This window comes from Acetivibrio clariflavus DSM 19732 (assembly GCF_000237085.1).
GTDB classification, from domain to species: Bacteria; Bacillota; Clostridia; order Acetivibrionales; family Acetivibrionaceae; genus Acetivibrio; species Acetivibrio clariflavus.
On record NC_016627.1, the window covers coordinates 2,144,583 to 2,159,650 of the forward strand.

Consider the following 15,068-nt stretch of genomic DNA (forward strand, 5'->3'; position numbering starts at 1 on the left):
TATAGATATTCTGTAAACCTATTACACCTAAACAATCAACTGCTTAAGTTTAATAGCTTTTACTTATATCCTCCGCCGGAAAAACTTTTATTATTCCAAGAAGGTAACTTTTCAAAATTGCAAAATCTATCGAATTAAAGTCTCCGTCTCCGTTCAGATCAGCTGCAAGCAAACCGTATTCAACAGGAAATTTATTTATTATTCCCAGCAAATAAGATTTCATTAGAGCATAATCGATGGAATCTATGTTTCCGTCACAGTTTACATCCCCAAATTTAATAGTCGGAACGGGATTATAATCACCTTCTTTTACCACTGTCATTGATTTGGGCTTTACACTTAATTTCATACCATCGGAAAAATTTACCGTTATCTCTTTTTCAGAAGCATTATATACTACATATGTTTTTTTACTGTCTTTTTTATTTTTAAATACAGAATATAAAGCAGTATCTGATGTTACTGTAAAATCAGGCAATCCTGCGTTATTCAAGCTATGCAGCCAATGATATGTATGGGCAGCGGATTCTCCGCTTTCAGGTGTTGCCCACTCATCCCATTTGGAAATAGCCTCTTCAGGATCATAGAGGGCATAATAGGAACACATAATGTCCTGCCATAGCTTTGGATCACTGTTTTGGTCGGCAGGCCTTATTTTAAGCCAGTTATCCCATTCTTTCCAAACCGAGTCATAATTCCTTTTCACGTATTCAGGGTCAGTACCGAGGTACAAAGATGCTCCAGTAATAGGCAGCCAATTAATTGCGTGAACTTGAATGGGATCATTGGTCCACCACGTAGTATGGACGTTTTTACCTCCCCAAATCATTGAAACATCCGTATTCACATATTGCGGATCCTTTGTATCGCCATAGATGTCAAACCAGTAATTGTTCACTGCATTGACTTCGGTGGTATAAAGATAAATGCCCAAATCCCGAAGCGTTTTGTTATTGGTAGCTTCTCCCCACAGGATTATACCTGCCCAGGCATTTATTGCTTCCGATGATGACTCCTGATTATTGCCGTCAATAAATTTTGCATGTCCGGAAGCCCATGAATGACCTGCATAAGGATCAAAATTCCGTAGGAACGGAAATCTTGTATCCTCTCTGTCATGATTGGCTATATCCTTTATAAGGAGTTTCACCATTGCTCCCCAGTTGCTGTCTTTTGCCCAATCACTGTCTCTTAATGCAATCTGTGCAGCAGCATATATAAAATATCCATAGTGAAAATGATGGTCGTTCAATTCATTTTGACTGCCATAAGCAGCGTCATAACCTATTAAAGTTCCCCAATTGCTGTTATAATAAAACAGGTTGTTTTTATCGCTTAAATCATAAAAGACGTTTTCATAAGGATCTGCCGTAAAGAAATCTTCTAGCTTGCTCTTTATGGCGTTAATTATTTTTTCTGCCGCCAAAGTATCTCCAACCTGTTCTGCGATAGGCAAAACCTGTGCCAGCTGATTTAACTTTTTACCTGTCCAATAGGTATCAAAACCCGCTCCCGGATTGTTTAAATTAAAGTTTATCTTGTCTTTTTCAAAATCGTCCACAAAAAACTTTAATTTCTCAATTGCACTTGAATTGCTTTTATCTATTCCAGGCAGATAGGGAAGTATTCCGTTATACACGTATCTTGTCCGGAAACTCTGACCGCAAATAGTTTTCATGGTTCCTCTTATTGATTCATAGGTATAGTTTAACGGAGTTATAAAGCCGTTGTTTCTCCACTGATGCGGATACAATGCCAATATTGTATCTTTATTTGTACCTTCCTTTGCTTCTGTAGTTACTATAAAAGTTGTATCGACCGAACTGTCCTCTTCACAATACTTCCACTGAACTTCGGTATTTACAATAAATGCGTATGCCTTCTCCCGGAAATACTCAAAAGCATCCTTTTCAGGCAATATCGCCAGTGAAAAATAAGTTTTTCCGTAGGGTAAATTGCAAGTAATTGAGTTGCTTCCAATTCCGTTCCATGTTGAACCTTCAGGTGCAAAGAATCCATAATAGTTGCCGTTGACTTTAACAAATAAATTCTGACCCTTTTGAATAATTTCCGGAACAGAGTTAAAGGTAATTTTAGGGTAGCACCCAATAAAATCAAAGTAAATGTACGGACTTCCGTGGGCTATGGTGGATTTTATATTTTTTGTACCATCGGCCATAACCACATCTGCCGACCAGTCACCGAATTTGTCGAGCCTTGCATCATAAGGAGTGAAATTATCAGCACCTACGATAAAATCTATTGTTTCGAGTATATTCAAGTCAAGCCTTCTTATAACCTCAATATCACCATCAACATCTCTATAATACTGTGTCTTGGGCATACTTACCGCAAGTCCTGATTTCGAATATTGATACACCAAAGGATGGGAATAAAGAGGCTCTGAAAAAGGTATCCATAAAATCGAACTCAACCAGTCGTTTGTCGGAACAGCTCCCTTGATATTGTCGGTTTTATATATCATATCCGGTAAATCGTTTTCAGCCCATGCAGGGTTAATAACCGGTACAGTTCTAATACTGCCCAACCCCAGATCATTGATCCAGTCTATACGCATTCCATGTACATTGCATTTTACCCAGCCGGTGTCACCTGTATTGGTGGCAAGAAATAAATATAAAGTCCCATCGACTGCAATTTGCGGATTTGGAATTGTAACAATATAATTCCCCTCGGAATTCTTTGGGCCGGTTGGATATCCTGCAACCGCCTGGCTAAGCTGTGTAGGATTAGATATGTTGGTATACCAGATGTTTGATGCCTCATATGAAGAACTTTTTGGAATCAAAGTAACCGTAAGGCTAGATTGGGAGTAATTTAATCGGGCTAAAAAGTTACCTATTGCATATTCGGGAATATTATCTTTTCCATTGGCTTCTGTTGAAAAGAAAGCCGCTGCTCTTACCGTATTCTGCCCGCTAACTAAGGTTGCAATTATTATTGCAAAACATACTATAAATCCTACTGTCCGATTCAGTCTCTTCATCATTGTACTTATCTCCTCTAAAAAGTATAACGGTATTACTATAGAAAAGTACGCAAAACTCCTTACTATCAAAACCAACAGCAAGGAGTTTGCTCTTCTTAATAAAATTTCCGTCCACTAATAAACTGACATCTAAATAATCACCAATTTCAATCTCCTAAAAGCAACTTAAAATACCTGTTTATCTTGCATTTACCGGAAACTCTTTTATCATGCCCAGTATATACATTTTGAAATAAGCATAATCAATAGAGTTTATTTCACCGTCTCCGTTCAAATCTGCAACTTCATCAGGAACATCGAACTTTTTAATCATCCCCAGCAGATATTGCTTTAATATGGCCAAATCAATCGAATTAATATCCTTATCACCATTTATATCTCCATACAACACATTCGGTGTAGGAGTAGGTGTTGGCGATACGAAATCAACCGGTGCCTCGCCGTACACCAATTTCGATTTATAAGTAAGAGTAATTTTATTATTCTCGGTAAAATCTTTTGCAAGCGGATTATAGGAATAGTCATTTGACTGTATGTAAGGTCCTGTCCCATCACCGGCAATTCTTATAACTATCTCCCCGGTATTGGCCCCTGCACCTATTGCTCCCGCTTCTTCTGTAAAACTTATTTCCAAATACCTGTCAAAACCTTCTCCCTTTTTATCAAGTTTTATAAACCGACCTTCAACATTACTGCTTGAAATGTGAGCAAAATCACAGGAAAACGCAGGTTCCGCTATCGAATCCGCTGTAAACCAGTATTGTACCTTTATATCCGATAAATTGACAGGCTTTTTGCCATCGTTTTGGATTTTTAATATTGCTCTTATGTCAGAAGCAGAATCGGAAGAAGTCAAGCACTTGTATAAAACCTTTAAATCTACCGTATCCGGTACTGGTGTTGATGTATTGCCGGGATCTCCAGTAGGTGTAGGCGTAGCTTCTATTTTCTCCGGTTCCTCACCAAATACCAGTTGATCATTAATGTACAAGGGTATTCTTTCGGTAATCACATACTCATCTTTCAATCCTATTCTGCTGTAATCGTTTGTAGGATCCCAGTTTCCTTTATAATTTGAATCCTGAGCAGCTACAAGGGCAAATTGCAGTTCACGGGAAGCATAAATTTGCCTGCCGCTCCAATCAAATTCAACATAATATGTACCGCTGTCGTCATACTTAATTGGTCCTAAATATTTCGCCTTGCCATCGTAGCACTTTTCATTCTCATCGTAGTATACTTCCATTTGAACATCATCAATGGACTGGCCTGCATTTATAAGTTCACTGATATTAAAGAAATAACGTGCCTTTAATCCTGTTTCGTAATGCGGAGGATATGCACTTTCATTATGTATGCGTATAGTAATCTGCGATCTTTCTTTATTTTCCTGGCTGGTACTTACTTTAGCTTCCACAAAGAACTCCAACGGTCGCTCTTCCTTAGGCGGAAAATTCGGTATAGGTTCATGTCCTTCTCCGTAATATGTATATAGCCCTGCACAGGCACCCACAAATGCGGCATTATAGTCCACAGCAACTTCATTGTATATATAGTCAGAGGTTACATCTTTGTGAAAATCGTCAGCGTCTGGACCTCCAACCAAAGCTCCCCACAAAGTATGTACGTGATCTACCGGGTCATCCATACTAAGAGTCTTTGAACCGTGGGATGCACGATGATGAGGATGGGAAGCACCGTCTGGGGCATAGCCAACAATATACGCTCTCTTCATAGGGTTGTTTCCCATTATATATTCCATTTGGCTCTTTGCCCAATCGGCAAAATCAGTGCGTCCTGTCTCTTTTCTATAAACCAGGGCACAAAGCTGTGCAGCTGTATTATACCTTGCCGAACCATAGGAATTAAGCATACTGAATCCAGCTGGTGTTTTAGCAAGGAAATTAGTATCTTTTGGATCTTCATGGGGTATTCCCGACCAGTACTCAAGATTCCATCTAAATATGTACCAGTCTCTTTCAGTATTGGTTATCGGTGCAAGTTTTGCAAATACACCGCCCCATACGGTATCCCAACAGTGAACCCAAATGTTCTGCCATTGGTTACCGGTATCAACTATTATCCTCTGCATATATCCTGTATATTTGCCGCTTTCATCGGTGGACACTATATGATCAATGTATTTGTCCTCGCCAGTGGCTATTTTTAGCCAAACTGCTGCCCATGACAGTTCATCGTAGTCATAGGAAGATGTGTAGAATCCGCCGGAATAACCAAGACCTCTGTATTCCCTGGCAAACTCATATAATGCTATAGCTGTATCCAAACATTTGCTGGCATATTCAGGGTCAGTATCTTTAAAATTCAAATAGTTTATGGCAAGGGAGGCAGCTGCACCTGCACACTGGTCACTGGCCGGTGTCTCGGCAGTAGCAAAGTATGCCGGTCTCTCAAATCCCTCAAGCATAACTGAGTTTTGAAGTTCCGGTGGGTTCCAGTAATCATGGTCTATATCCCCTTCTCCTACCTGATAACAGAAAGCAACCACCTTACCGTCCTTATCTCTGAATGTGCATCTTAACAAGTAATCATTAAACCATCTGAGGATGTCCTCAACATGCTCCTGTTCTCCTATTTTTATAAAGGCATCTCTAAACTCGTAGTAACTCCATCCGACAGTAGAAGCAGCATATGTTTGAGGGAGTCCGAACTTTACATGGTCACCTGCATCATGCATTCCTCCGCTCAAATCCAACTTGCCATCCCCATCGGGGTCAAGTATGGACTTGTATTTATTAATAAAACTTTGCGACAGGTTAGTTCCCCTGAAACTTTCTGTCATAGGAATCAAAGGTATTTCTTTATCCTCCACATGACAGTCACCGCGCCATTCCAAACGCCCTCCCGTTATTCCCGGTCCGCATTTGTTTGCATCATAGAAATAAAGGGAAAGCTGAAGCGCCTTGGCAAAATTATACTCAGGTTCTGCATTAACAGTCATTGGAATGCTCGAAGTCAATCCAATCGCAACAGCAATACTTAAAAAAATACTTAAACCTCTTTTATAAAAGGCTTTTTTTGTCATAACTCAGTTCCTCCCGACACAAAAATTTATATATTAAAATTAAAAAATATTATTCAATCTTTCTTAATTTTCTGTATCATTAGATAATAAACTTTAGCATTATTCAAAATTTCACAATTTACATCACAAAAACTTACTTCACCATATATAAAAATTAATATTGCTTTGAAACAATAAATTAAAACAATTTCCTAGCCGGAAAGTTAGCTGTTGCGTTTAACAAAAAGATAATGCTGAAAAGAAAGGTGTATTGAAGAATATGTATCGATATGGGTTGCTAATCTTTCTCTAATTATATCCTATAATATTAGTATAAAATAAATACCATCATAAAACAACATCCCAAAATGCAAAACCTATTTTAACAAAAACCAGATTTTGTAAAAACTATATTTTAATTTTCCAAAAAGCTCTCGGGTATAAAAAAGAGGCAGTCCAAAATACCAACCGCCTCTTTTTATTACAACCATTTTAATTTTTAACAATTATATAAACATAGAGAATTTAGATTATACCTTTAACTAAAACAAATCCAACGAATCTATTACTTCCTGATTCTTAACCAATTGAGTCTCTGCTTTCAAATTGTCAAGCATTTTTTGAAACTCCTCAGTTTGCAATGAAGAAGTAATCGTTGCCTTTTCCTCATCTCCCAAAGTAGGTGGTGTTTTCTTGACAAATTTCATGACATGATAGCCGTAATAAGTCTCTACAATATCCATATCTCCTTCTTTTGCTTTAAAGGACCATTCTTTAAATTCATCAACCAAATCATCATTTCTGGTAAAAGTATACTCTCCACCTGTTTCCTTTGAAGCATCGTCTTCTGTGTATTGTTTTACCAAATCTTCAAATTTCTCGCCCGATTGCGCCTTTTTAAGAACTTCCTCTGCAAGAGATTTCTTTTTGGCAACTTCATCCTCCGATAATGATTCAAAAGTTGTAGTATTAATTGTTTTAAAAAGTATGTGCTGTACTGTTACCTTCTCAAATTGCTCTTTGTTGTTTTCAAATTCTTTTTGAATATCACTGTCACTAATTTCAATTTTAGTAGGCTTTAATTGAGCATACTTTTGATATGCCAAAATAAAATCCGTAAATAATGCTCGGTATTGGTCTATCGTAACACCATAATCTCTAAGCAGAATTTTGTTTGCTTCTTTTACATTCCCATTGCCTTCTTGTTCAATAAACTGATCCATTGCTTGGTCTATATAGTTCAACTCTTGCTCATCCAAGATAATATTATCCTTTTTGGCGCTTGCCAATAGAATCTTGAGCTCTTTTATATTATCCAGAGCGACATCTATAATCTCCTGCTTTTTGGATTTGCCTTCTTCCGATTTCCAATACTTTTTCTTTTCGTTATCACTCTTGTCGGCTAAACCTGCCTCTTCTTCAGCCTCTTCTTTATAGGCACTTAGATAAAACTTAAGCTCAACAGCAGAAATACTTTCCTCCCCAACTGTTGCCACAATTTTTGAAGAATCAGCATTTAAAGATGTCTGTCCATTTTTGTTACAGGCACTAAAGCTTAGCATCAGTGCTGTGCTTAGTACAATCGGTAAAATCTTTCTTAATTTCATGATAAACCTCCATAAGATTATTTGTTATAAAAAACTTATTTACTATATTCCAGGTAAACATCCAAGACCATTTCAACCGAAACAAACCGATACTATTGATATTATCGTAAGATATATCATATCAAATTATTGAAATGGCAGCCGCATGTTATTTTTGGAATAAGCATTAAACAATTTAATGTTTACAAATTATAATTTTACTCTATATTTGTCTATAATTCCACTAAAACTTTATCCATATCAAAAAAACTTTAAAAAATTATTATGTTTTCCATTTTTATTTACAACAGTGTTGTTAATTGATACAATAATGTCTACAAAATGGATATTAGCAGTATAAAAAGAGGTATGGAATATGTTCTCTAATAATATAAAAAAACATAAAAAATTAATTTTACTTTTATCAATTATATTTGTATTCTTAGTTTCATGCACTACTCAGAAGCAGATACAGGAAAGTTTACCCAAAAAACTTGAAGTGCACTTTATTGACATCGGTCAAGGAGACAGTATTCTAATAGAACACGACAATAAAACCATGCTCATTGATACAGGCCCAAAGGAAAGTAAAACTGATTTGATGGATTATCTGGCATCTCAAAACATAAAAAAAATTGACTTTTTAATTCTGACCCATCATCACAAAGACCATATTGGAAACGCTGCTGCTGTTATAGCAAACTACGATATTGGAATCCTTTATATGCCTAATGTAACAGACAATAGCAGTGAATTCAGGAATTTAAAAAAGGCCATAGATGCCAAACGACTAAAGATAACACGACCCGTTGCCGGATCCTCTTTCAATTTCGGTGATGCACAATGTTTCATTCTTGCGCCAAACAGTGATGTTTATGAAAACGAGAACGATTACTCTATTGTTTTAAAAATGGTCTATAAAAACACATCTTTCCTGTTCACTGGTGATGCCCAGTTTTATTCCGAAAAGGAAATGATGGATAAGGGATATGATTTATCGGCTGATGTTTTGAAAATAGCTCAACACGGAAACGACAATACAACTTCAGAAGAGTTTTTAAACAGGGTTAATCCCAAATATGCTGCCTTAAGCTGTGCACTGAATGACAGCAATGATCATCCGAGCAAAAAAACGATGAAACTGCTGAAAGAAAAAAATATCCCCGTTTATAGAACCGATCAGTGCGGAACTATTGTATGTACCTCGGACGGCCAAAATATAACCTTTGACAAAGAACCTGGAGATTATCAGCACGGTAAAGCAAAAAAATAATTTTTTTGTTTTATTATAATAAGGGAGTAGAGACCGCTTTACAATTTTTCTACTCCCTTCATTATAATTCAATATCTTAAAGTTTCAATAATATCCTTTTTGCAATCCATATCTTTATATTTATCGGCACATCAACTCTTTAACAAACTAATCCAGTTCTACATACCATTGATACATAGGAGGTAAATTTTCATCATATTTTATAGTACCCGTCCAAGTAAAATCGTCTTGAAAAACCTTTACTGTCTCACCGGGTTTTAAATTCAAGTTCAACGCTTGTTCTTTAGGTAACGCCGGTTTACTGGGACCAAGTAGATTAAACATACAATCGATTTCAAATTCTTTCATTGCTGCATCCTCCTTAATCTTTTTTTGCTTCTTTTATCAACTTAAGCTAAATAAGCACAATAGGTGAACAGTTTTTGCCGTTCATCCAATTTGGATAACCTTAAATAAAAATAAAAATCCGGCTATATGCTTATTAGCTTACTAAGCAATACAAAAATTCCCTCTTACTTTATAAATATAATAAAGGAGTGCAATTTAGTATATTTAATTTATTTTCAGCTATTTACATTATAACAAATAATGCTTCTCCCTTCCATATATTATTCTTAAAAATTTTTAAAAAAACTCTATTAAAAAAAAATAATTATCAAATGGTATAAGTCCTTTATCTTTTTTCAATAATATGAAATAATTATAAATAATTATAAAATAAAATTTTCAATTGCCTTTGCATAAATATGTTTTGGCAATTGGTATTCTATTTGCTGATAAAAAATTTATATCCTAATTGGTTAAAAAATAAAGTAATATTTTAAAAGCAAAGGAAATTGTCGCTATGTTTATACCGGATTATCTAGTAAATGAGCATTTTGGAGATAGATATTTCGACGTGGTTAATGCTATTGACGAAGCACAGCAAATTCATTTTAAAAATAACAATTTGCTTGCTCGAATAAAGTCCGTAATTGAATCCAATACTCCTTTTATAATTGGAGAAACTGGTTTCGGTGCAGGCCGTATAGTTGTCTCATTGATGGAATACCTAAACAAAAGCAATTTAGAAAATATTACAATAGAATACAATACTGTCGAACTTTTTCCATTAAGTTCTGAAAGAATGTTAAATATCTTAAGTGGATTTAGAAATCGGGCAGAAAAGGAAATTGATAACCTTATCAAAGCATATAGGGCTGTTGATATCGATATAAACGGATGGCACCAAATAAAAATTGAGCAACCTTTCGGATGCCTTTATCTCAACTTATGGATTGGTGAGGCACTGGAAATGTTAAATTCACTGGATAAACTTTGCGATGCTTGGTTTCTTGACGGCCACTGCCCAAGGAAAAATCCGTCAATGTGGCGTCCTGAACTGCTTATGGAAATAGGCAGAAAAACAAAAAAAGGAGGCACATGTTCCTCTTATACCGTTTCAGGTGTTGTCAAAAGAGCACTTTCTGATGCAGGTTTTGATATTGTAAAACTTCCCGGATTCGGTGGAAAAAAAGAAGTGCTTCAGGGAGTTAAACGTTGATTTCAGTAGAGTAAATTATATAACTCTATTGAATTTGCTTTTATAACTAAACCACAGGGTCCGGCCAATTTGGTACGGATATTTTTATGCAAAAAATAATAGTAAAAGGAGATATGGAATTTGAACAGTAAAATAACAATAATATGATTTGATAAAATTTAGATGGAACATATTAGCTTAAACCAATTAAGCAAAATTGAAAAGTTTATGGAAATGCAAAAAATGATAGGACAAGCCGCATTAAGCGGCTTGCATTTTTTTCGAAATAAAGATTCAGTTACCGTTTATATTAAAGACCGCTTCCCCATATAGCTGTATTTCCGCCTTTTTGCAATGCAGTAAAAGTCATTACAAATTTCTTCAAACCAGCATCATACTGCTTAAGTACTACACCATTATACTCTACTCCACCAATGGTTAAAGTAATTTTATTATCTCCAATAAGATTCCATCTACCGCTTACACTTCCTGAAACAGTACCATCTTTATTAAGGAAAATCTTTGAAGAACTTTTTACACTGGCCGATATATCCGTACCGTGATTTATGTAAGCATAAGTACCACTGACTTCATCTAAAGTGTATTTTCCAATAGTCTCCCCTGCATATTGGTGAGGTGCAATTACATGCCATCCGTCGGAATTTATAAACATTTGATGTACTCTAACCTGGTGTTCTTCTCCCCTTCCGGGAAAACGGGTATGAAATACTATAAAATACTTGTTTGTAACTTCATCATAATAGGTAGAGTTATGCCCCGGCGATACATAGCCTAATTTACTGTCTGCAAAGTAAAAATTGCCCATCAATTTAGCACCATAAGGCTCAATTGATTTGTCATCAAACATGGTTCCGTTAGCACCATGACAGTTAATCATATTTTTACCTGAACTGTCTACATAGGGTCCATCGGGATTCTTTGAACGGCATACCCTGATGTTATAACCGCCACTGGCATCAAGTCCGCCAAAACTCAAAAACATATAGTAATAGTCGGTCTCAGGGCTATACTGAATAAATGCCCCCTCTATTCTGCTGTGATTTAATCCTAACAACCTCTTTCCATATCCCTGACCGAAAACAGGTTTACCGGTATTTTCATCCATTTTCAAAATGAAAATACCTCCCGAATAAGAACCGTATACCATCCAAAGTTTGCCATCCTTATCATAGAAGACATGAGGATCAACAACATTAGGATGTTTTGTTGCGTCATAAACTGTACCATCCTCACTCTTCTGTCCCCACATACCTGATTTCAGTATAATTCCCAAATCTTCATAAGGTCCCTCAATATTATCGGATACAGCTACACCCAGCGCAGACCTTGGTGAATCCCCTTTACACATGCAATAATACATATAGTATTTTCCATTCTTAAGCTGAATCCAATCTCCTGCCCACAATGTATCAGTTTCAGCCCACTCGAAGGCTGTTTTCAGTTTTATGTATACATTGGGCATTAATGGATTTGAATTGCTGACACCGTTAGAAATCTGTTCCCACCGGATTAAGTCTTTGCTCTTTGCTGCTGCAAGATGAGAGCCAATAATATAATACGTATCATTTGTTTTAATTATTGAAGGGTCATGTACTGTTACATATTTAAACTCCGGAACCGGAGGAAGAGTAACCTGAGGTGTTGGAGTAACTTGCTCGGATGCAGGAAAAACTGAAATAATCCCTAACAAATACTGTTTCATTATTGCATAATCTATGGAATTAACCGAGCCGTCCCCATTTACATCTGCTGCCGTAAGGGCATCCCCCGTTAATGATCTCATCCCCAGCAAATAAGATTTCATAATTGCATAATCTATCGAATCTACAGACTTGCTGTCATTTAAATCACCATACATTAACTCTGCTGCACGCATGCTACTACCGCATAAAGCAGAAATCAAAAAGGCAGTAATAAGAGCAGCACAAACTTTTTTCATACAATTTCTCCCCTTTGTTAAACCTCTTGTATTTATAATAACATAGATTACCAATTTATAAAATAAAACTTAAGAAAAATCTATGCGTATATCTTATATCACATTAAATTGGCAAAAAAAGATGCACCTATAACAGTAACCAAACCGGTTACTGCAATGGCAAGACTGCTCATTGCTCCTTCCACTTCCCCCATTTCCATGGCCTTTACTGTTCCTATTGCATGGGACGATGTGCCTAAGGCAATTCCCTTTGCAACCGGCTCTTTTATACGGAATAACTTGCACACCAACTCAGCCATTATATTCCCCAAAACACCGGTTATAATAATTACAGAAACAGTTATTGTTACAATACCTCCAAGTTCCTGGGATACCCCCATGCCTATTGCTGTTGTAATTGACTTAGGCAGTAATGTAACATATTGCTGGTGAGTCAAATTAAATAACTTGGCTAAGGCAAAAACACTTAAAAAGCTGGCCAGTGCGCCCGATACAATTCCTCCTAAAATTGCTCTGTAATTGCCTTTTAAAAGCTCAAGCTGCTGGTATAACGGTATTGCCAGGCAAACCGTTGCCGGAGTCAAAAGATAACTTAAATACTTGGCACTATTATTGTAACTCTCATAATCAACACCTAAAACCAATAAAACAGCAATAACAAAAACAATTGACACCAAAAGGGGATTAAATACTGCTTTTTTAAATTTTCTTTTTAGTATTACTCCAAGTCCGTATCCAATAAGACTTATCAACACACCAAAATATGTCGAATTGCATAATAGTTCTCTCATTCCTTTTGCCTCTTTTCCATACGTATAATAAATTGGGTCACTCTTCCCGCAGCAGCCATTACTATTACTGTTGTTACAACAGTAATTACACAAAGGGGAAACCACAGAGATTTCAGTTCACTCCACATGGTAATAAGCCCTACTGCAGCAGGAATAAACATTACAGGCATAATTTCTATCAAGTAGCTTCCTGTATCCTTGACCTGTTCTACTGAAACAATTTTAACACTTAGCAGCAACAGCATAATTACCAGTCCGTAGATACTTGCTGGTATAGGCAGAGGTATAAAATATTTCAGTACTTCTCCAATAAATGAGACCCCTAAAATAATTCCAAACTGTTTTAAGAATTTCATTTGGTTTATTAATCCCACTTTCTAATAAATATTTAAAAACCCATAAATACTATTATATTTATTAAATCTACATCAGGCAAACTTTTTCTATCCGAAATACCTTTTCAAAATCTCATATTTCGTCAGTTTCATATAATATCTAAAAACACAGAAAAAATCTGCATTTTAAAACAAAGTACATCATTTATAGGCATGAACCGTTATAATTATGCTATAATACTAAAAAATTTTCAAACTTTTTATAAAGTCAATTTATTCCGTAAACTTCAAACTGTATCTTATCATCAATAAAATTATTATACATTAAGAAAGCAGGCATATCTCAGCCTGCTCATTAATATATATTTAGCTTTTACGGTTTTAAAATAAATCCAGCGATTTCAAAACTTCTTCATTTTTCACCAACGGATTTTTTTCTTTCATTTTTTCTATCATTTCATTAAATTTTTCTTTTTGCAATTCCTTCTTAATATTGCTTTTTTCTTCCTCACCCAATGCAGCATCAATTTTCTTTATGACTTTTGCAACATGAATACCATAGGAAGTTTCTATCAGTCCAACGGCTCCTTCCTTTGCATTGAATACCCAATCTTCAAGTTCCGCAACGGCATCTCCCTTGCCTAAAGTCTCGTCACCACCGGTAATTTTCAATTGCGGATTCTCAGAATACTGCTTTGCCAATTCTTCAATCGATTCTCCATCTTTGACCCTTTTAAAAATATCCTCCGCAAGCTGCCTTTTTTGATCTATTACATCTTCTTCAAGAGGCTGCTGAGTGTCAACATCTATAGTGTACAAAAGGACATTCCTTATATTTACCTTTTTATATTTATCCTTATCCCGTTCAAATCTTTCTTCTATTTCTTTATCACTAACCTCAATCTTTTCAGTTTCAAAATTGGCATATCTGTAATATGCAGTATAATAATCTTCAAAAATCCACCTATATTCCTCAATAGAAACACCATACATCTCTTTCATAAGTTTTTCAGCTTCTTCCTGGTTTTCATTGGCTTTCTCTTTAATAAAGCTATAAATATTCCTTTCAATTTGCATTACATCATTTTCTAACAATTTTACATTTTCCTGTTTTGCAAGCCTTAATAAAACTTTGAGATTCGCCAGGTCATCAAAAGTTTTATCTATAAGCTTTTGCTTATTATCCTCATTCCCATCTTGAGATTCCCAAAACTTGCTCTTTTCTTCATCGCTTTTACCTTCTAAACCTGCATCCTTTTCCATCTGACTTTTGTTCATATTAAAATAAAACATAAACTCTGCATCATAAATTTTTTCATCACCGACTGTTCCGACAACTTTCGCCGATTCCCACTTATTGGCAGTAGTTTCTTCATTTGTAATATCTATGTTATTTTTATCTGTAACATCTATGTTATTCTTACACCCACTAATACCAAACATTAATGACAAAGCAAGGCCAAAGGATAAAACTTTATTAAATTTCATAACAAACCCCCCAGAATTATTTACACTAATACTGCGTTTTTATCAATTAAACCACTTAATGAAGCCTTGTGTTTAACA

The 15,068-nt window shown here is 35.7% G+C and carries 10 protein-coding genes; 2 read left to right on the forward strand and 8 right to left on the reverse strand.

All coding sequences use genetic code 11. The annotated features are described in order from the left end of the window. Positions 1 to 49: 49 nt before the first annotated feature. The 3 genes from CLOCL_RS09085 to CLOCL_RS09095 all read right to left on the reverse strand — a co-directional run bounded on the left by CLOCL_RS09085 (position 50) and on the right by CLOCL_RS09095 (position 7,642). Complete coding sequence (locus tag CLOCL_RS09085; protein ID WP_014255056.1) at positions 50 to 3,010, reverse strand: glycosyl hydrolase; 2,961 nt, start codon at positions 3,008 to 3,010, stop codon at positions 50 to 52. Positions 3,011 to 3,188: 178 nt separating this feature from the next. Further along, a complete protein-coding gene (locus CLOCL_RS09090; RefSeq protein WP_014255057.1) occupies positions 3,189 to 6,056 on the reverse strand; it encodes a glycoside hydrolase family 9 protein in 2,868 nt (955 codons plus the stop codon). 521 nt (positions 6,057 to 6,577) lie between these two features. After that, positions 6,578 to 7,642, reverse strand: a complete 1,065-nt coding sequence (locus tag CLOCL_RS09095; RefSeq protein ID WP_014255058.1) for a peptidylprolyl isomerase — start codon at positions 7,640 to 7,642, stop codon at positions 6,578 to 6,580. A gap of 355 nt (positions 7,643 to 7,997) precedes the next feature. Between CLOCL_RS09095 and CLOCL_RS09100 the strand changes: the two genes are divergently transcribed. Beyond that, positions 7,998 to 8,894: a ComEC/Rec2 family competence protein gene (locus CLOCL_RS09100; protein WP_014255059.1), complete on the forward strand. Its 897-nt coding sequence runs from the start codon at positions 7,998 to 8,000 to the stop codon at positions 8,892 to 8,894. 147 nt (positions 8,895 to 9,041) lie between these two features. Here the strand turns inward: CLOCL_RS09100 and CLOCL_RS09105 are convergent, their stop codons facing one another. Next, positions 9,042 to 9,242: a hypothetical protein gene (locus CLOCL_RS09105; protein ID WP_014255060.1), complete on the reverse strand. Its 201-nt coding sequence runs from the start codon at positions 9,240 to 9,242 to the stop codon at positions 9,042 to 9,044. A gap of 496 nt (positions 9,243 to 9,738) precedes the next feature. On the opposite strand from CLOCL_RS09105, the gene mnmC2 reads away from it, so the two are divergent. Next, positions 9,739 to 10,437 (forward strand): tRNA (5-methylaminomethyl-2-thiouridine)(34)-methyltransferase MnmC2, encoded by a 699-nt coding sequence (mnmC2, locus tag CLOCL_RS09110; RefSeq protein WP_014255061.1) that lies wholly within the window; start codon positions 9,739 to 9,741, stop codon positions 10,435 to 10,437. Between the two features lie 289 nt (positions 10,438 to 10,726). On the opposite strand, the gene CLOCL_RS09115 is transcribed toward mnmC2, so the two are convergent. The 4 genes from CLOCL_RS09115 to CLOCL_RS09130 form a co-directional block, all read right to left on the reverse strand. Continuing rightward, positions 10,727 to 12,376: a family 43 glycosylhydrolase gene (locus CLOCL_RS09115; protein WP_014255062.1), complete on the reverse strand. Its 1,650-nt coding sequence runs from the start codon at positions 12,374 to 12,376 to the stop codon at positions 10,727 to 10,729. Between the two features lie 98 nt (positions 12,377 to 12,474). Continuing rightward, positions 12,475 to 13,167 (reverse strand): LrgB family protein, encoded by a 693-nt coding sequence (locus CLOCL_RS09120; protein ID WP_014255063.1) that lies wholly within the window; start codon positions 13,165 to 13,167, stop codon positions 12,475 to 12,477. Beyond that, a complete protein-coding gene (locus tag CLOCL_RS09125) occupies positions 13,164 to 13,523 on the reverse strand; it encodes a CidA/LrgA family protein (RefSeq protein WP_014255064.1) in 360 nt (119 codons plus the stop codon). Before CLOCL_RS09125 ends, CLOCL_RS09120 begins: the two co-directional genes overlap by 4 nt. A 360-nt stretch (positions 13,524 to 13,883) precedes the next feature. Beyond that, complete coding sequence (locus CLOCL_RS09130) at positions 13,884 to 14,990, reverse strand: peptidylprolyl isomerase (RefSeq protein ID WP_041715044.1); 1,107 nt, start codon at positions 14,988 to 14,990, stop codon at positions 13,884 to 13,886. Between the last annotated feature and the right edge of the window lie 78 nt (positions 14,991 to 15,068).